This window comes from Corynebacterium felinum, from assembly GCF_030408755.1.
GTDB classification, from domain to species: Bacteria; Actinomycetota; Actinomycetes; order Mycobacteriales; family Mycobacteriaceae; genus Corynebacterium; species Corynebacterium felinum.
The window spans coordinates 63,900-81,396 of the sequence record NZ_CP047209.1 but is presented as its reverse complement, the minus strand read 5'-3'; the positions used below and the strand labels follow the sequence as shown (position 1 = coordinate 81,396).

The window sequence follows — 17,497 nt, the reverse complement described above, 5'->3', positions numbered from 1 at the left end:
ACCCCTAGCCCATCAACCACCCCCCAACCGTGCCACCCATGAACACCCGCTATCGAACCCTCGCGCTCCTGTGCCTCTGCGCCACACTCACCGGCTGCGCAGACCGCCTCGAACCAGCGATACCGCAACCACACCAACGCGTCGACCAACTCGCCGACTGGGCACACGACCGGGCAAAACCCTACAACATTCCCGAACGCGCCCTCAAGGCCTACGCCTACGCAGCATGGAAAGTAAAAGACGACAGCCAATGCACCATCGGCTGGCCCACCCTCGCCGCCATCGGCGAAATCTACTCCAACCACGCAAGAGCCCACAACACAGAAATCACCGAAGACGGCCTGACCTCCATCAAACTCCGCGGACTCGACAACATGGGACCCGATAAACCCATCGTCCCCGACACCGACGGGGGCGCAAGCGACGGAAACCCCATCAACGATATCGCCATCGGACCAATGCAAATCATGCCCTCACGCTGGGAACAATTCGCCGAATCCACCGAACCCAACCACACACCCAACCCCTACGACATCGACGACGCCGCTTTAACCACCGCACGAATCCTCTGCTCCCAAGGAAACCTCTCCACCCCCGAAGGATGGGATCGCGCCATCAAACTCATCGCCCCCAGCCCCGACGTCGTCAAGAAAATTCATGCCCGCGCCCAGGAGCTATCCCGATGACACGAACACACACCCCCCTTGCGCTCATTGCGCTGATCACCCTCCCGCTCACCTTAAGCACACTCTACGGGTGCGGGGCACCAGGCTACGCCAAACCAGAAACACTGAACCAACACATCCCACCACTAGGACAAGTACCCGAACTTCCCGAAAGCTACTTCCCACCCCCACCACCGACAAGCAGCGAAGAGCCACCACCGCCTGAGCCCAGTCTGCGGCACACCGTCACCCTCACCCCGGCACCGGCAGCGCCGCCACCGCCGCCACCGCCGCCACCTCCTCCGCCGCCGCCACCACCGGGTGGGCCGTTTATTCCGCTACCCCAACTGCCTCCACTGCCCCCACTTCCCGAAATCCCCGGGATCAGATTCTAAGAAAGAGGACAATGATGCCGACCCCCGACGATCAGCGCACCCCACCGCACCCCCCTGGGCAGCGGGATCAGCGGGCCATTATTCAAGCCGATAAGCTGCGCACCGAACTGCTCCTCAAAGCACTCCGGTTTGGGCAGGTAGAACCCCTCACCAAGCCGCGGACAGTGAAGCTTTTTCTCGGCTCCGTCATCCTCGGCGCGGTGGGGATTGTGGCAACGATTGGAACAGCCACCATCCTCCAACTGCTTTAACACTATTTTAAGAAAAGGTGTTAGTTTCAAATATTTTTCACAATTTTTGCCCAGATTAACGCCTCTCTAAATCCCAGAAAACACCCCAGTAAACCCCCTTTCATGGGGGCAAATTACTCAGCATAATTTAGGGAATTTTTTCGGCTAATCCCCTCACTTTTGTTAACCTACCGACTTACCATGAATACTGTCGTGAAAAATCGCCGAGGCTGACCACCACAGCACACAGTCCATCAACTTAGCGCGTGGAACTCGGCTGGATAGAATTTCGGGAGTGGGATGGGAATTTCAAACGGTGCTACCCCAACCGTGCGCAAACACAGGTCCACCACACCTCTTTCCGCAGCCTTGCCCGAATTCCATCCCGAGGCACCTCGCCCCGACTTCACATGGACCGTCCATCTACCCAGCTCATGGCATCTCCTTGAAACCCACCCCGACCTTGCTCTTGAATCCACCGCAACACTGGCCAATGCCTCCCTCGCGCACACCACAATGGAGGAACAGCAACGCACCTTAGTGCTGCGCCACTTGGAAGAAACAATCACCCAAGCCCAGAACCTGCGCGTGCTCATGGCCATGGTGCTCCCCCAGTGGGACAAAGACGAGTTTCAAACAGGCTTTGTCGTGCTGCGCTGGGTTGATTCTTTCCCTATGTACGCCAGCGTCAGTTCCACACAGCAGCAACTGGAAGCCTTCGATCCGAAGGTGAAACTCACCGATGCGGGAGGCTATTTTGTTGCGCTCTCACGTTCCTACTTAGGCAACGATCCTGCGCACCCGGATCGGATGCACTACAGCCACCAAGCATTCGTTCCCCTGCCGGGGACAACCTGGACTCTCGTAGTATCGGGTTCTGCCCCCACTTCCTCCTTAAGCGCGATAGTCGAGCACATGGTGCAGCGGATTGCAGCTAGTCTTCGCGCCTACTCTGATCCGAAGAAAGACTGGACCCGTTTTTCACCTCGCCAAACACAAGATGGCACCTTCCCCATCGAAGTAACATGGGAAGGTGCCTATCGGCTTTAGCGTCAGGCTAAAGGGTGAAATCGCTAAGATCGATCCCTTCCAAAGGATCAGATTCGCGGCCTTCTTCCACCGGTTCGGGCGCATTGCACAGTGTCACTGTTGCGCCGGTGGAGTCGGCAATGATGGCCATGCGGCCAAAACCGGAATCGAATGGTAGGCGGATAATTTCGCCACCGAGCTGCTCAACACGGTCCATAATCCCATCCACATCCCCAACGCCTAAGAAGGTTTGCCAAAAACTTGGCACTGAGGGCGGGAATTGCCCCTGAGCATTGTAAATACCAGCAAATGCTGCACCTTCCACCAGCGCGGTGGTGTACAGTTCATCCGCACTGGTGGCGGTAGCCCATTCAAAAAGCTTCGGGTAGAACTCGATCGCCTGCTCATAACAGGTGGTGGCAGTCAGTTCGTGCCACACAGGGGTGCCTGGTTCACCGGCAGCGATGAACGAGTCTTCCCCTGCTGGCTGGATCAGACCAAACATGGCGCCCGCGGTATCAACAACCACGGCCATAAAGCCAAGGTGCACCTGTGTGGGGGGAACCAGAATGCGCCCGCCGAGTTGTTCTACCTGGGCACACTCAGCGTGAATATCGTCAGCTTGGAAGTAGGTGACCCATGTGTCTGGCTGTTGGGATTCCTCGGGGCGCGGAACGAACCCTGCCACGGGCAGGCCTTGAAGACGGGCAAGGCGGTAGCCATCGTCGAGCTCCTCAATGTCCCACCCTAAAATTTCAGAATAAAAATGGGTGGATTTCCGCAGGTCGGAGGTGGTCAGGTCGATCCAGTACGGCATGCCTGGTTCTGCTTGAAATGCGGGCATTACACATTCCTCCATTGTTCGGGGTCGAAATCATCGTTGGCGGTTGCTTCGTCGAAGTAGTCTTCTTCCGCCGCGCCGACAACCACGCGCGCGCAGAGGTTTCCTACGCACACGATTTCGCCCCCGCGCAAAGTTTTGCCGCGGCGGGTGTCTACCTCACCGTTGACGGTGACTTCACCGTTTGCGATTACTTCTTTAGCCGCGCCGCCGGTTTCGACGAGGCTGGCGAGTTTGATGAACTGGCCGAGCTTAATTTCCGTATCGCGAATCGCGACGTCCACTGGTTGCATGGTTTAGTAGTCTACTTTAAGCCAAGCGTACTGCTGTACCGCTTGCCCCTACCATGAGCATGCTGCCTTCAGTGCCGATGTTTTGGTAGGCGATATCCACACCAACTACTGCGTCGGCACCGAGTTTCAGGGCGTGTTCTTTCATTTCGGCCAGCGCCATTTCGCGTGCTTGCACGAGTTCTTTTTCATAGGATTGGCTGCGTCCGCCAACGATGTTGCGCAAACCTGCGGCGATGTCTTTGAAGACGTTGACGCCGAGGATGGTTTCACCGGCAACGATCTGGATGTAGTCGGTGATCTGACGGCCTTCGATTTGGTGGGTTGTGGTGACCAGCATGGGTATGCTCCTTGCCTAGTGAGGGGTTGTGTGGCCCCCTAGTGTAGTGAAATCGTGCGAAATGCTGCATAGCTTCCTTCAATGAGCATCATGCTGGACAGTATGAGAAGGATACTTCCTGCGATGATGTCAATGAGTGCGGTGTTGCGTAGCAAGGTTGTGGCGATGGTACGCACGAAAAGGGCTACACCTACAAACCAGATGATGCCTGTGATGATGAGAAACAGTGCCATCGCCAGCGCCCAACTCAGTGATAGATCGGGGTCGATGAAGTGCGCAAACACAGAGGCGAAAAATATGACTGCTTTGGGGTTGGAGAGGTTAGTCAGTATCCCGGTGACACATGCGGTGTGCGCATTCATGCGTGTCGACGTCGCCTCCGCGTTGACTGTTGGATCGGCAAGGTTGTGGTTGTGGCGTTACGAATTACAGAGAAGAAGGAGAGCACTCCGATGCGTGCAAGATAAAGCCCGCCGAGGATCTCAGATGATGAGCATCAGTGCTGGGAAGGCCGCAAAAACAGTGGCGAGTCCGGCAAGTGAGCTGGCAATCCAGAGGGTGTTTCCCAGCATGATTCCGAGTGCACAGTACACCCCGGCGCGGGTGTTTTTGCTGGCGATGCGGATGATTTGGAAGACATCTGGGCCAGGTAGTGCGATGGCTGCGGCCCAGACTGCCGCAAGCGCCCCGAAGGCGGCAAGGGTCATGGTTTAGATGACTTGGTCGCGTGGGGTGATCACCATGCGGTCGATGTTCATGTGTGGGGGTAGTTGTGCGACCCAGCGGATTGTTTCGGCAATATCTTCGGCGCTGAGGTTGAGTTTATCGGCATAGACTGCATCCGCTTTGGCTTGGTCGCCTTTAAAGCGGACGAGGGAGAAGTCGGTTTTCACTCGCCCGGGGTTGAGTTCTGTGACGCGGAGATTACGTTCAACAAATTCGATGCGCATGACTTTGTTCATGGCGGTGACACCAAATTTTGCGGCATTGTATCCGGCACCACCAGCATAGGCTGTGATGCCTGCGACGGAGGACATATTGATGATATGCCCTTGGGTTTCGGTCAGTGCATTAAGGAGCGCTTTGGTTACACGGAGGGTGCCGAGCACATTGGTGTCGTACATCCATTCCCAATCTTCAATGCTTGTTTCCGCGATGGGATCAAGACCTTTGGCACCACCGGCGTTGTTGACGAGCAGGTGGCAGATGGGTATTTGTTGAGCGAAGTTGGCTACTGATTCTTCGTTGGTGACATCAAGGGGAATGGCAATGCCGTTGATTTCTTCAGCGAGTGCTTCGAGTGGCTCTGTGCGGCGTGCGGCGACGATTACTGTCCAACCGTCTGCTGCCAATGCGCGGGCGGTTGCTTCGCCGATGCCGGAAGATGCGCCGGTCACGACCGCAATTTTAGGGTCGTTGGGATCGTTGTGTGGGGGAAAAGTCATGGCTTTTATTGTAGCTTTCTCATCTAGTGGGGGTGCTGGAGCGGGCTTGCCCCAATGATGCGATCATTTACGATGCCGATTGCTTGCATCAGGGCGTAGCAGGTGATTGGGCCGACGAATGTGAAGCCGAGGCGTTTGAGGCTTGTTGCCATGGCGTGTGATTCTGCTGTTGCAGTGGGGATGGCAGCAGCGCTTGCTGGTGGTGTGTGGTTTGTGGGCGCAAAGGACCAGATGTGGGTGTTCAGGTTTTTGTGTTCGCTTCCGCGTAGCGCTAGTGTTGCGCGCGCATTAGTGATGATGGCTGTGAGTTTGCGCCGGTTGCGCAGAATTTCGCGATTGTCCATGAGTGCGTTGAGTTCTGCTTCCCCAAATGCGGCGATTTTTTCGGGGTCGAAGTGGCAGAATGCGTCCCGGAATGCTTCTCTTTTGTTCAAGATGGTTTTCCAGCTCAGTCCTGCTTGCATGCCTTCGAGACACAGCCGTTCGAATACACCGTGCTCATCGGTGACTGGTTTGCCCCATTCATGGTCGTAGTAGTCCTTTAAAAGGCTGTCGGTGGCTGCCCAGGTGGGGCGGATGAGGCCATCTTCGCAGTATACGAGCCCTGCTGCGGTTAGTTCAGGGGTTTGTGCTGTAGTGATCTGGTGTGTTTTTGTCATAGCCCCCACAGTACAAAACCCCCATAACATGGCTTTAAGCTGGCGTTTTGCCTTGTTGTTGTGGGGGCTGTGGTTGTTTAAATGTTAGTTGCGTGTAGCGCGGTATGCCTGAATGAAGGCGTGGGCGACAACGATGATGGTCATCCCGAGGATAACGAAGGTGATGTTCTGGAGGGTGGCATCGATTGTGATCATCCATGCCACGATTGCTGCTTCAATAAGTAAGAGCACGCCACCGATGGTGAATAGGGAGGAGATGCGTGGTGTGCGTGAGTTTTTCAGCCCCATCACCACCATGATGATCCCGGCAAGGGCAACGAATGCTGAGATGAGATAGAACATGGTTTTAGGAAATTCCTCCATTGGTCATGGGCGATACACTGTTTCTTACTTTAGTTCATCGAAAAAGTCGGCGTCGAAAGTAAGCTGTACCGCGCCACCGATTCTCCGCACCACGCCATTTGTATTGCCCACGTTAGTGAACGAATAGGGGTGAAGGAGTCGTGCCGGATGCGCGAAGATACGCGCCGGCACTTTCTAATCTTGGTCGATATCGCTTACTTTCCTTGCGCCCCCAAACACGCCCCACACCACACAACCGATGAGAAATATGATGATAGATTCCGCTACACTCACCGGCTGCCACCACGTCCCCTGATAAGCAAACGACGGCACAGGCAAAGGAAACTCTTCTGAGACCAGAATATTCACCGAAGCAAACACGACAACTACCACCACGCTTGCGGCAGTGCCCAAGCCAGCACCCAACAGCGCAATCAACGCTAATGCCACACCCGCAGTGGTGATCGTGCCAACAATAATATGTTCAGAACCTGGTGGTGGCGCTGATGTTATATATTGCGCCGCGCGGGCAGCACGTCGCAGATTAATAACATAAACACCAACACCTGCTGCACCAATGGACAACAACGCAGCAAGAACCCCGTGCATCAAGGTTGCCAAACGTGCACGTCGGCACCCCAAATCAACCGCCCTCAGGCTAGGGACGCAGGCCCCAATTGCCGCAATGGTACACAAATACATACACCACTCTGTGTAGCTAAAATAGCTGTCACCATGAAGTCCAGAAACAGTGAATGCGTAACCACCGAAAATGCCTAAAACACCAGCACCACTGAGCGCCAAAGCACCAATAGTCAGCCACGGTGCAGGGATGAGTGCTCTGATCATGGATTCACACCGAACCATTCCCACTTGGCCGTACACTCGGCAATCTCTTGGGGGTGCGCGGCTATTACTTCCTTAATAACTTCAAGGGGAGTGTGAGCAAGAGGATCCCCGAGGTTAATGCTTTCACCCTCAGTATTGGCGTCTTTCACAATCCGACCTGAACTATCTCGAACAACTCCCAAGTTGAAGGTCAGCCCAGCTTCAGCCATTAGGCGTGAGAGTATGACGCTATTTATATGCGCGGATTCAGGTCGATTGTTGCCATCACAGTGGGCAGTGCTCACCACTGATTCGATAATGACTTGCCCCATATTGGTGCTATGTCCCTGCGGTTGATAGTTAATTTCTTGTCCCAACCCTTCAGTGCTTCCATAAAAGGGGGTATACACCACAGGCTGTCCCGTAGTGTTACCCACGACTTTTAACGCGGTGTTAACACTATCAATACTGAGCCCAAGAGCTGGCTGCTTAGCGGTACTCACGCAAATATTAATCTTGGGGTCACTAGTACTCTCACAAAGAACTTGTGGTGAATAAACTGGTAATGAACCTGTTGCCACACCCAATACCACGCCAACAATCCCCGCTCCAAAGGGGAGGTACGCGAGAAAAGAAAACCGTGTATAAGGGTCAGCCTTGGTGCCTGCAAAAACACACGCACCCACAAATGCCACCACAGATAATACGAATGTGATACCCAACCACTGCAGTTGGGCAGCAGAAAAAACCGCCTCTGGTTCACGCAGCACCCCCACTGCCCATAAGAAGGGGAATGATGCGGAGTACATACCAAACAAAAGGCAGATCCCGCCAGCAAGAACAACACGAACAATTACCGGTATAGCTCGGGCTGCGGTGGCAACGACAATACCGACTGCGGTACTGCCAATAACGAAAGCAATCGCGGAGAGTAATGGGGAGAACACAAAGCGAAAATCCCACGAATTGCTGCCAATCAGGGGGATGAATAAAACAGCTGCTCCTATGACGAGAGGAATAAGAATGCTGAATACGCTTGCAATCGCGATGTAGATGTATCGGACTGTTACGCTCTGCAGCCCAGTAGGTGCCATGAGCATAGTCTGCGAACCATGGGAGCTAAAACGCCATGCAGCCAACAGTGCTGCGAGCACGCCTCCTGCAAGCCCAAGCTGATTAAGCACCATGGTGTAGTCGCGATAATCTGCCCAGGGCAGTAGAGCAATGCGTGCGCACAGCACACCTGCGATAATAAGCACGATTGCTATGCTTAGCAGATTCATGCGATCACATAACCAGGGGTTAGACGATGCTGCCTTTCCGCGAGTTTGGTTGGGTGCGGCAGTGTGGGACTCAAGCACGGTGGGGTGATGTGTATTGTGACTCATCGCGTCTATCCCCTATTCATGTTTTTCTCTGTAGCGCTTGTGCGAAGCATTTGTTGGTAGGCCTGTTCCACGGAAGATTCCTGTTGGCCTGCATCTTCAGGCAAGGCTGCAAGAAACTCGTTGTAGCTTCCTGTAAACACCATCTGCCCACGGTTGATCATGACCACATTGGGTTGGAGGAAGCGCACGTCTTCTAAAAGATGTGTGCTTAAAAGAATGGTGGTATTTGTGGCAAGCTCGGCAATAAGATGCCTCATCTCCATTCGAACTTCTGGGTCAAGGCCAACCGTAGGTTCATCGAGAATCAATACTGAGGGCGCGTGTATGAGTGCGCACGCGAATCCGGCACGACGTAATTGGCCACCGGAAAGATCCCCAACACGTGCGTTGGCTTTGGGGCTAAGTTCGAGTCGTTCAAGAACCTCAGCAATAGCGTGGGGGGGGGTGCGGCTTCGCGGTATTTTATGCACCCAGCACAGGTAGGAAAGAATGTCTCGCAGTCGCATCCTTTTCGGCAGGGTGATATGTTGAGGCACCACACCAAGTTGTGTCCGATACTCCTCAACTGTGGAAGAATTGACCGGTTTTCCATTAAAAAGCACGTGACCATGGGTGGGGATGATGGTGGTACCGATGATATTCATCAGTGTTGATTTTCCTGAACCATTGGGCCCTAACAATGCTGTGGTTCCTTCAGAAAAGGTGGCATTAATATTGTTCAGCGCTTCTACCGCGCGTGTGCCCCGTCCATATGTGTGGCTAATTTTTTCAACCGTGATCACAACAAACCTCTCAAACATAAAAGTGAAAAGAGAACGAACCGTTTAGGCACCAAAAACCATGACGATGCGTTCCCTTTTACTATGAATTCATTCATCCATATGCACTATGACAATTCACTTCACATTGCCTATGAGCACAGCCACTTACGCTCTCCTCCCGCGAAGGAACCACCGGTATCACTTTCCACCCGTGTGTAATAAATTCCAGAACCATCACAAGGGGCAGTAGCAACAACAGTAGTACTGCCTTCACCGTGCGCAATTCCAACAACTTTATCTGGACTGAAACGCACGTGCTTCATAATCTTGACCCTGTATTTTACATGGTTTTTGCAATCGTCACGTCCACCACGAGCACCCAACCATTTGACATGGGGGTTTTGGCTGACTTCCCACACAACGAAACGGCAACCGTATGGTTTGCTTGGGGTCACTCCCAATGGCTGAATAGTATTCAAATCACCGAAATCAATGTCTGGTGCAGTTACGGAATTTTCCGACGTTACCTATGATAGATCGTCGTGCACATTACTTGCATGAGCTGGAACCACGAGGCTTGCCCAGCCAATCGCAAGTCCAATGAGAGGAATGAGAGATTTTCGCATGAATTCTCCTTATGTTGCTTGGGGGATTACTATCCCGATCGAATGTGTCAACCCACCCCTTTAGGGTGCTTGGTCTCCGGAGCAGAAGACCACTCACTGTGGCCTATGACACACAAGATTAAGTACTGACTGAACGACTGTCAAGGGTTTTGTGAGAAACTAATTTATTCCACCCCCGAAGGGGTAACTAATTTGCCGATAGACCTTTCCAAAATCGCCCTTTTTAGCCAGATTAAACCGCAGTTTTCCCAAGTGAAGATGCCTCTTATCTTATTATAATAAATAGTGCATTGATTCACGGTTAGATGCTTATATATGGGGGTAATTAACGGGGGTGCAACATGCCGTGGATCTCCTACGGGGAAGATAATAAACAGTGAAGAATCCGACGTCGACAAAGGCTTGATCATGAGTTACCCCAGCTTCCCTCCATCGCCTTACCGCAGGCCTGTTATCAAAACAGTCTGTGCCATAATCACAGCAGCGCTTGGAATCTTCCTCATTATTGGAGGAATCATGATCCTTGACCCCTTCGGCATTTTCATCGGCACCTCCTGGTCCCTGCCGGGCGTATGGTTTCTCTACCAAGAAAAACTCACCCAACAAGGACGCCCGCAACCACGCAGATGGTGGCTCATTACCCTCTTATCCATTGGGTTTTTCATCGCCTCCACCTTCTTCATCGACGACACCTCACTGCCAACCACATCATTCCGCGGTTGTGAAGGCAACTGCTTTGAAACCCAACCCTAGAAAAACCCTGCACTAGGGTAGAGGCTGTGAGTTTCGATATCGCCCAGCTCAACACAGAGCAACAACTACCCATTGCTAACGCACTCGCCGCCGTGGACAAGGCCGTTGCACAGCACTCCACGGTGGTGATCCAAGCACCACCCGGAACCGGTAAAACCACACTCATCCCACCCCATATCCACAACCTCCTCGGCGGAAAAATACTGGTCACCGCACCACGTCGTGTAGCCGTGCGTGCTGCAGCGCGACGCCTGGCCACCTTAAGCGGCACCCAAGTGGGCGATAAAGTCGGTTACAGTGTGCGGGGCGATTCCCAACCCGGCAGCCACATAGAATTTCTCACCCCCGGCGTACTGATCCGCAGGCTACTCAACGACCCCGAACTCGAAGGGGTCCACGCGGTAATCCTCGACGAGGTCCACGAGCGGCAACTCGACACCGATTGCGTGATGGGTATGCTCTACGAACTCACCCAACTACGCGACAACCTGCACATCATCGCCATGTCCGCCACCGTAGATGCCACACGTTTTGCCACACTCCTCAACGCGCCTGTTATCAGCCAAGAAGCCCCTAGCCACCCCACCACCATCACCTATCAGCCACTTGCTGGGCGCAGCAGCCAAAACCAAGAATTTATCCACGCATTCACCCAACTCATAGCCACCCACAGCGCCCAACATGACGCCTCCACCCTGGTGTTTCTCCCCAGCATCCGGCTCGTTGAACACTGCTGCGCCCAACTGAGCACGTTGACCGACCTGCCGGTGTATCCACTGCACGGGCAACAAACACCCCAAATCCAAGACGAGGCTGTGAACACCACCACGCGCAGAATCGTCGTAGCCACCCCCATTGCAGAATCCTCACTGACCGTACCGGGGGTGCGCCTTGTCATCGATTCCGGTCTGGTCAGAGTACCCAAAAGGGACGCCCACCGAGGAATGAACGGGCTTGTAACCCAATCCTGTAGCCAATCAGCTGCCATCCAACGAGCTGGGCGTGCCGGACGTGAAGGCCCCGGAACTGTCATCCGCTGCTATTCCCAATCCGACTATCAGCGCTTCAAAGCCCACACCGAAGCGGAAATTCTCTCCGCTGATCTCACCCAATTCTGTCTCTTCCTCGCCTGTTGGCACACCTCAATCGATGAGTTCCCCCTCCTCGACCCAGCACCGCACGCAAGCTGGAATGCCGCACGCACCACCTTGCAGCAACTAGGGGCGATCACAGATGAAGGCACAGTCACCGACCATGGGCGCACCCTCGCTTCTGTGCCCGCCGACCCGCGATTTGCCACCGCATTGCTGCGCGCAGGCAAACAGGCTGCGGAAACCATTGCGTGTATCAGCGATAACCCCCGCGGGATCATCACTGAGCTCATCGCTGACACACGAGGCACCCACCGCTTCCGCCGCGAAGTCCACCGCCTCGAACGCCTCGCCCCGAAGAAAAATACCCCGCTTAGCGTCGGCGAAATCATCGGCCTTGCGCTGCCACATCTGATCGCACGCAATGAAGGCACGGAATTTCTCCTTGCCAAAGGAACCCGCGCCACACTCGCAAAAGACTGTCGCCTAGGCCAAAGCCCGTGGATTGCCTGTGCTGAACTTACGCTCAGCACATCAGGGCCGGTGATTCTTGCAGCCGATGAACTCACAGAAGAACAAGCCCTGCGCCTGCTACCGCGCACTGAGACGCTACACACCACTGTGAGCCCGCAGGGCAAAGTCACCGGCATACGCCGCGTGCAGGCAGGGGCAATTGTGCTGAACGAAACCCCCGCAGAGCTCAGCGTTGCCGAGGCCACCGAGGCGCTGATCAATGCTGGCGGACACCAGTTTTTGCACTGGGGTGAGGAAGAGCTCCAGCTCAAAGCCCGCATTAATCTCATTGCGCGACGATTCGGCGCACCGTGGGTCGACGTCGATACGCTCGATGCAGCGCAGTGGCTACGCCCCGAGCTCGAAGCACTAGCAACAGGGACGAAAGCACGCGCACTCTCGCTGCACAACGCACTCCAACGCATCCTGCCTTGGCCGGAAGCAACCCGACTCAACGACTATGCCCCCTCCCACTTCCACGCCCCATCCGGGCGCAGCGTTGCTATCAACTACCTTGGCGAACGCCCCACCGTGACCATCAAATTGCAAGAATGCTTCGGGCTGAGCCACTCCCCTGTCATCCTCGACCAGCCCCTGCTCTTCGAGCTACTCTCCCCCGCAGGACGCCCGCTTGCCATCACCGACGACCTCGCCCGCTTCTGGGACGGATCTTATGCCCAAGTACGTGCAGAAATGCGCGGACGCTACCCCAAACACCCGTGGCCGGAAGACCCCCGCACCGCCGAAGCCACCGCCCTGACCACGCGGGCTTTGAACGCACACAGGTCCCGCTCATGAAACGCTGGGCACAGGTCATCGCCCTCACTCTCCCCCTGGGGCTACTGCCGCTGCCCGCTTCCTGGATTTTTGCGGGCATTCTCGCCTCCGGAATCGTCGCTCTTTGCACAGGCACAACGCTGATCATTCCCCGCTGGTGCACCCACGCTGCCGTCGGCGTGATTGCAGTCATCGCCGCCATCCCCTTCAGCCTCATCCCCCTTCAGCAACTGCAAACTTACCTTCTACCTGGGCTTTTTGTAGCGGTTGTGTCGATTGGCATCAGCCTGGTGTGCGCACGCGCCCTGCGCAGTAGCCTCGGCGCACCCACCGCACTGTTATCCACCCTGCCCGGTGGGGCTAGTGTGTTTTCCGCCCTCGCCGCAGACATGGGCGCACACCCTAGCTACGTTGCGCTAACTCAGTACCTGCGCGTGTTGCTCATTTCCCTCAGCTTGCCGCTGATCACCCTCCTGATCGGACCTAGCACTCAGTCGGTTGCGGATGTGGCACCCGCAACCTTTTCGGGTCTGGGATTGCTGGTTGTCATCGTTGCGTTAGGCCAACCGCTCGCCCGATTGTTGCGCATCCCCTCCCCCAGCTTTTTCGGCCCCTTCCTGATCACCTTGGCAGCGCTGATGCGTATCGACGCCGCCCAGCTGTCTCCCCCACCGCTGGTGTTGGGCGCAGCACTGGTGGTCATTGGATGGATGTGCGGTGGTGGGCTTAGCCTTCCCACTTTAAAACTATTCGCCCACCAGCTTCCCCCCACCCTCGGCATTATCGCCCTGCTCATGGGCAGCGCGGCGCTGATCGCGTGGCCGATCGCAGAAATCACCAACACCAGCTATTTTGAAGCCTATCTTGCCACCAGCCCAGGGGCCTTAGAATCCGTGCTGGCGATTGCCGCGGAAACCCACGCAGACCCGATTGTGGTCACGATTCAACTCATCCGGCTGATGGCAGTTTTAGCCATCCCCCTCTTTATGAAGCGGCGGGATTGATCTTGTCGATCACACGCCGCACCGCCTCCACATCAGGTTGAGCAATACCTACCCCAGACTCAATCTCGCTGAGCATCTCTTCCGCCTTGACCTGCAAACGCTTCGCCTGAGGCGTGAGGCTAAACAACACACGGCGATAGTCGGACTGATCAATCTTCCGATTCACCAACTCAGACTTCTCCATGCGCTTGAGCAAAGGAGACAAGGTGCCGGAATCGAGGTCGAGTAAAGCCCCCAACTCTGCAATCGATTGCTGATCTTTCTCCCACAAGCACAACAAAACAAGGTACTGCGGATAGGTAATTCCCCACTCATCAAAATAGGGGCGGTACATGCGCTGCATGAGCCGCGCCCCTGTATAGAGCTGGAAGCACATTTGTGCATTGAGTTTCTCTTGGGCGGACATATTATTTAGTGTATTGCACGCTACTTCCCGCCGAGGCTGAACTTTACTGTGCGTGCCAACACACTAATGCTGAACGCTCTCGCGCAACCCACCTTTTTGCCACTTCAAACCAGGGTTAGCCCAATGGTTAAAGCCTTCGAAAAGCCCATCGGTGGTATCGGCAACCACGATGGCATCCAAGTAGCGCGACCACAAGAACCCTTCTTCACCCATCATGCGGAACGCATCAAGCAGGGGATTCCAGTATTCCTCCACATTAAACAACGCCACCGGTCCGGTATAGGGGCCTAACTGTTGGCGCACCAGAACCTCAGAAAGCTCCTCCAACGTCCCCATACCCCCAGGCAGCGCCACGAAAGCGTCGGCGATTTCTTCCATCCGCACCTTCCTCGCCATGAGGTCTTCGGTGATTTCGAGACGGCTGATGCCAGGATGCGCAAGCTCTAAATCAACAAGCCCCTTCGGCATAACACCAATCACTTCACCCCCAGCTTCGAGGCACGCATTCGCACACTCACCCATCAAGCCCACACTGGCCCCACCATAAACCATGGTGATTCCCCGCTCGGCCAAACTCCGACCCAGGTCACGAGCAGCCTCAGCGTATTCGACACGCGCACCAGGAACCGAACCGCAATACACAGCCACTGCCTTAATCAGTGGGGAAAGGGTTCGCAGCATAATGTCCACTTTGCTCTGGGCAACGAACTCGTTGCGGGCGTACAAGCGGCGGGCTGGTGACTCCGGATCCACCGACACGCTAATGCCCTGCCAGCCATGGGTGCGACCATAGGACACGGCTTCTTTGATCAACCAGCCACCCAAGCCTTTGCCCTGCCATGCGGGATCAACGTTGATCACCATTTCGGGAACCTGCTCATCAATAAAGCCTTGAGCTTTGATGAAGGTCACCCACATGCAGCCGATTGCGGTGCCATTGTGATCTTCGAGCACCATGCCGATATCGCCACGGGTCGGGTCGAAGCTGAGATAGGGGGACAATTCATCGGTGGAAAGATCGTCTTCGGTGTAGCGTTCGGTCACTCGGTTGAGTTTGGTTAAGAGCGCCGTGGCCCTTAAACAACGATCCGAATCAGTGCCCATAGCGCGGGCAATAAGGCCTTCAACTGGGGGATGCGCTACATCGAAAGTCATGAATCAGGATTCTAATCTACTCGGCGATTTTTCAGGAAGTAGACGGGGTAGAGGGTGCATCCACCAAGAATTATATTCATCGCAATATTTCAATGCACCCAAAGTCCAAATAATGTTGAACAATATCCGTAGCATGCAGGGCTTTTTTGAAAATATTCCCAAAATTTTCCCATGGTTTGACTTAAATAAACCTTAATAGCACATTAGTTCAGGTTGGACTTTTGCTACACCACAAAGCAGATTTTATGAAAATCCAAAGCTAAACACCCCCAAATCTCATGCAAACTATAGCAAAGTATCTGTGAGTTAGACAGGACTGTCTAGCATCAGTAGTATTGGGAACCATGCGCAGCGACGTCAGCTCCCATCAGTCCACGGTTTTTACCGGCCCCAGCAACCCGGCCGCGCTATGCCTGCAACTGATCCGATTGAAACAGCCAGTCACCCGCACCTTCCTTGTGGACCATTCCCCACATTCACAGCCCACCATCACTCGCGCCATCTTAAGCCTGATTTCCGCCCAACTTGTGCGCGAACGCCCCGACAAAATCATGCCCCAAGGACCAGGACGCCCGAAGATTCCACTCGAAATGACCCCCAGCCCCTGGGTTCACGTGGGAGTAGCCATTGGCACAAAGTCCACATACCTAGGAATTTACGGCACACGGGGTCAGCTTTTACGGGAACAATTTGTAGAAATCGCCCCTGCCGAACACCCCATGAGCACCTTCGTCAATGAAATTCTGGCTCATATTTCCGCCATGGTGTCTCATACCACACTCCCACTCGCCTCAGTGGGCGTATCCACCTCAGGCACAGTAGATAAATCCAACCTCATCACCGCCCCCAACCTTGGGTGGGATCAAGCAGACATCACCCAGCCGCTGAGCAAAGCCCTTGAGGTCCCCGTCACCGTCGCCAGCGTGGTCGAAGCAATCGCCGGGGCTGAACAACACACCCAATTCCCACCGAAACCCCAACCCCACGGCAAGAAAGCACCGAAAACCCGCGAACACCGCGGCCTAATTTTCTACGTGGATGATTCCATCGGTGCCGCCACCCACACCTACAACAGTGTGAACCTACTCGAAGTAGGCAAATACCATTCGCTAGAAGATGCCGCCACGGATCTCGCCGCAAAAACCGCGCCCGACACCATCGTCTTGGCCGGTTCCGCCTTCGAGAACTCCGCCGACGCCCACGCAGTGGGCCGCGCCTTACGCGCCAGCAAGCATCCCACTGTGGAAATTAGGGTAATTCCTACTCACATCGACAATGCCCGCGCGGCAGCACGCTCCGTAGCTTTAAGCAGCCTACTGGTTGACCCAGTCAACTTTGCCCGTTCACTCTCCGGCAGCCTCGGAAATTACTCCATCTAACGCCTGGAATCTCTCTTTAGCTAAAACGGACATCATCGAGGCTCAACGCCTCCTCAACGCCCGCCTGGTTAGCAGCGGTGACCACATAACGTGCCGCATGCGGAATAAACGACTGGGATTGGGCGTCGTCAAGCGTTCTGCGCACTTTCGCCGGGATACCCGCAGCTAATGACTTCGGCGCAATCTCCTGCCCTTCAAGCACCACCGCGCCTGCAGCGATCAAACTTCCCGCCCCAATCACACTTTTAGACAGCAACGTGGACTTCATCCCCACCAACACCCCATCGCCCACGGTTGCCCCGTGCACTAAAGCCATATGCCCCACGGTGACATCGTCACCCAAGATGCAAGGCGCGTCACTATCAACATGCAGCACGCTGTTGTCTTGAATATTAGTGCGCGCCCCCACCCGAATCGGCCCCACATCCCCGCGCAAGACGCAACCATAAAACACAGAAGAATCGGGGCCAATTTCCACATCCCCAATAATGGTCGCGTTCGGCGCAATAAATGCACTAGCGTGGATACGGGGAACTTTTCCGTTAAAGGGCAGAATAAGAGGAGCAGACATGCTCCCCAT

Annotated in this window: 21 protein-coding genes and 1 pseudogene; 9 read left to right on the top strand and 13 right to left on the bottom strand. The window is 54.9% G+C overall.

From position 1 onward, the window contains the following. Positions 1-38: 38 nt before the first annotated feature. The 4 genes from CFELI_RS00370 (at position 39) to CFELI_RS00355 (ending at position 2,340) form a co-directional block, all read left to right on the top strand. Positions 39-686: a lysozyme family protein gene (locus CFELI_RS00370; protein WP_277103457.1), complete on the top strand. Its 648-nt coding sequence runs from the start codon at positions 39-41 to the stop codon at positions 684-686. Beyond that, on the top strand, positions 683-1,060 hold the full coding sequence (locus CFELI_RS00365; protein WP_277103458.1) for a hypothetical protein: 378 nt from the start codon (positions 683-685) through the stop codon (positions 1,058-1,060). The genes CFELI_RS00370 and CFELI_RS00365 overlap by 4 nt, the downstream gene beginning before the upstream one ends. 11 nt (positions 1,061-1,071) lie before the next feature. Next, positions 1,072-1,311, top strand: a complete 240-nt coding sequence (locus CFELI_RS00360) for a hypothetical protein (RefSeq protein WP_277103459.1) — start codon at positions 1,072-1,074, stop codon at positions 1,309-1,311. A gap of 309 nt (positions 1,312-1,620) precedes the next feature. Next, the gene (locus CFELI_RS00355) at positions 1,621-2,340 is read left to right on the top strand and encodes a hypothetical protein (RefSeq protein ID WP_290259090.1); all 720 of its coding nucleotides are present in this window, start codon (positions 1,621-1,623) and stop codon (positions 2,338-2,340) included. 7 nt (positions 2,341-2,347) lie between these two features. Here CFELI_RS00355 and CFELI_RS00350 read toward each other — a convergent pair whose 3' ends face one another. From CFELI_RS00350 to CFELI_RS00305, 10 genes and pseudogenes are all read right to left on the bottom strand, one after another. Next, a complete protein-coding gene (locus CFELI_RS00350) occupies positions 2,348-3,163 on the bottom strand; it encodes a VOC family protein (protein WP_277103461.1) in 816 nt (271 codons plus the stop codon). After that, complete coding sequence (locus CFELI_RS00345) at positions 3,163-3,453, bottom strand: RNA-binding S4 domain-containing protein (protein ID WP_277103462.1); 291 nt, start codon at positions 3,451-3,453, stop codon at positions 3,163-3,165. The genes CFELI_RS00350 and CFELI_RS00345 overlap by 1 nt, the downstream gene beginning before the upstream one ends. Before the next feature lie 16 nt (positions 3,454-3,469). Further along, on the bottom strand, positions 3,470-3,790 hold the full coding sequence (locus tag CFELI_RS00340; protein WP_277103463.1) for a YbjQ family protein: 321 nt from the start codon (positions 3,788-3,790) through the stop codon (positions 3,470-3,472). 38 nt (positions 3,791-3,828) lie between these two features. After that, positions 3,829-4,497 (bottom strand): annotated as a pseudogene (locus tag CFELI_RS00335) (LysE family translocator). Between the two features lie 3 nt (positions 4,498-4,500). Next, entirely contained in the window at positions 4,501-5,235 is a 735-nt protein-coding gene (locus tag CFELI_RS00330; RefSeq protein ID WP_277103464.1) for an SDR family oxidoreductase, read from the bottom strand. Positions 5,236-5,258: 23 nt separating this feature from the next. After that, entirely contained in the window at positions 5,259-5,894 is a 636-nt protein-coding gene (locus tag CFELI_RS00325) for a DNA-3-methyladenine glycosylase I (protein WP_277103465.1), read from the bottom strand. 84 nt (positions 5,895-5,978) lie between these two features. Continuing rightward, positions 5,979-6,236 (bottom strand): hypothetical protein, encoded by a 258-nt coding sequence (locus CFELI_RS00320; protein WP_277103466.1) that lies wholly within the window; start codon positions 6,234-6,236, stop codon positions 5,979-5,981. A 195-nt stretch (positions 6,237-6,431) separates the two neighbouring features. Next, positions 6,432-7,085 (bottom strand): hypothetical protein, encoded by a 654-nt coding sequence (locus CFELI_RS00315; protein ID WP_277103467.1) that lies wholly within the window; start codon positions 7,083-7,085, stop codon positions 6,432-6,434. Continuing rightward, the gene (locus CFELI_RS00310) at positions 7,082-8,452 is read right to left on the bottom strand and encodes a hypothetical protein (RefSeq protein WP_277103468.1); all 1,371 of its coding nucleotides are present in this window, start codon (positions 8,450-8,452) and stop codon (positions 7,082-7,084) included. The genes CFELI_RS00315 and CFELI_RS00310 overlap by 4 nt, the downstream gene beginning before the upstream one ends. Before the next feature lie 5 nt (positions 8,453-8,457). Next, positions 8,458-9,252 (bottom strand): ABC transporter ATP-binding protein, encoded by a 795-nt coding sequence (locus tag CFELI_RS00305; RefSeq protein WP_277103469.1) that lies wholly within the window; start codon positions 9,250-9,252, stop codon positions 8,458-8,460. A gap of 995 nt (positions 9,253-10,247) precedes the next feature. Between CFELI_RS00305 and CFELI_RS00300 the strand changes: the two genes are divergently transcribed. The 3 genes from CFELI_RS00300 to CFELI_RS00290 are packed head-to-tail and all read left to right on the top strand — an operon-like array spanning position 10,248 to position 13,977. Continuing rightward, complete coding sequence (locus tag CFELI_RS00300) at positions 10,248-10,592, top strand: hypothetical protein (protein WP_277103470.1); 345 nt, start codon at positions 10,248-10,250, stop codon at positions 10,590-10,592. Between the two features lie 26 nt (positions 10,593-10,618). Further along, complete coding sequence (gene hrpB / locus CFELI_RS00295) at positions 10,619-12,994, top strand: ATP-dependent helicase HrpB (protein ID WP_277103471.1); 2,376 nt, start codon at positions 10,619-10,621, stop codon at positions 12,992-12,994. Beyond that, positions 12,991-13,977 carry an AbrB family transcriptional regulator gene (locus CFELI_RS00290; RefSeq protein ID WP_277103472.1) on the top strand — a complete coding sequence of 329 codons (987 nt, stop codon included), beginning with the start codon at positions 12,991-12,993 and terminating at the stop codon, positions 13,975-13,977. The genes hrpB and CFELI_RS00290 overlap by 4 nt, the downstream gene beginning before the upstream one ends. On the opposite strand, the gene CFELI_RS00285 is transcribed toward CFELI_RS00290, so the two are convergent. Continuing rightward, on the bottom strand, positions 13,958-14,383 hold the full coding sequence (locus tag CFELI_RS00285) for a MarR family winged helix-turn-helix transcriptional regulator (RefSeq protein WP_277103473.1): 426 nt from the start codon (positions 14,381-14,383) through the stop codon (positions 13,958-13,960). The two genes, CFELI_RS00290 and CFELI_RS00285, sit on opposite strands and share 20 nt — an antisense overlap. Before the next feature lie 63 nt (positions 14,384-14,446). Then, a complete protein-coding gene (locus CFELI_RS00280; protein WP_277103474.1) occupies positions 14,447-15,538 on the bottom strand; it encodes a TIGR00730 family Rossman fold protein in 1,092 nt (363 codons plus the stop codon). Here CFELI_RS00280 and CFELI_RS00275 point away from each other — a divergent pair. Then, a complete protein-coding gene (locus CFELI_RS00275; RefSeq protein WP_290259079.1) occupies positions 15,537-15,734 on the top strand; it encodes a hypothetical protein in 198 nt (65 codons plus the stop codon). The two genes, CFELI_RS00280 and CFELI_RS00275, sit on opposite strands and share 2 nt — an antisense overlap. 148 nt (positions 15,735-15,882) lie before the next feature. Further along, positions 15,883-16,917, top strand: coding sequence for an ROK family protein (locus tag CFELI_RS00270; RefSeq protein WP_277103475.1), 1,035 nt, complete (start codon positions 15,883-15,885; stop codon positions 16,915-16,917). A gap of 16 nt (positions 16,918-16,933) precedes the next feature. On the opposite strand, the gene CFELI_RS00265 is transcribed toward CFELI_RS00270, so the two are convergent. Then, on the bottom strand, positions 16,934-17,488 hold the full coding sequence (locus tag CFELI_RS00265; protein ID WP_277103476.1) for a gamma carbonic anhydrase family protein: 555 nt from the start codon (positions 17,486-17,488) through the stop codon (positions 16,934-16,936). Positions 17,489-17,497 lie beyond the last annotated feature (9 nt).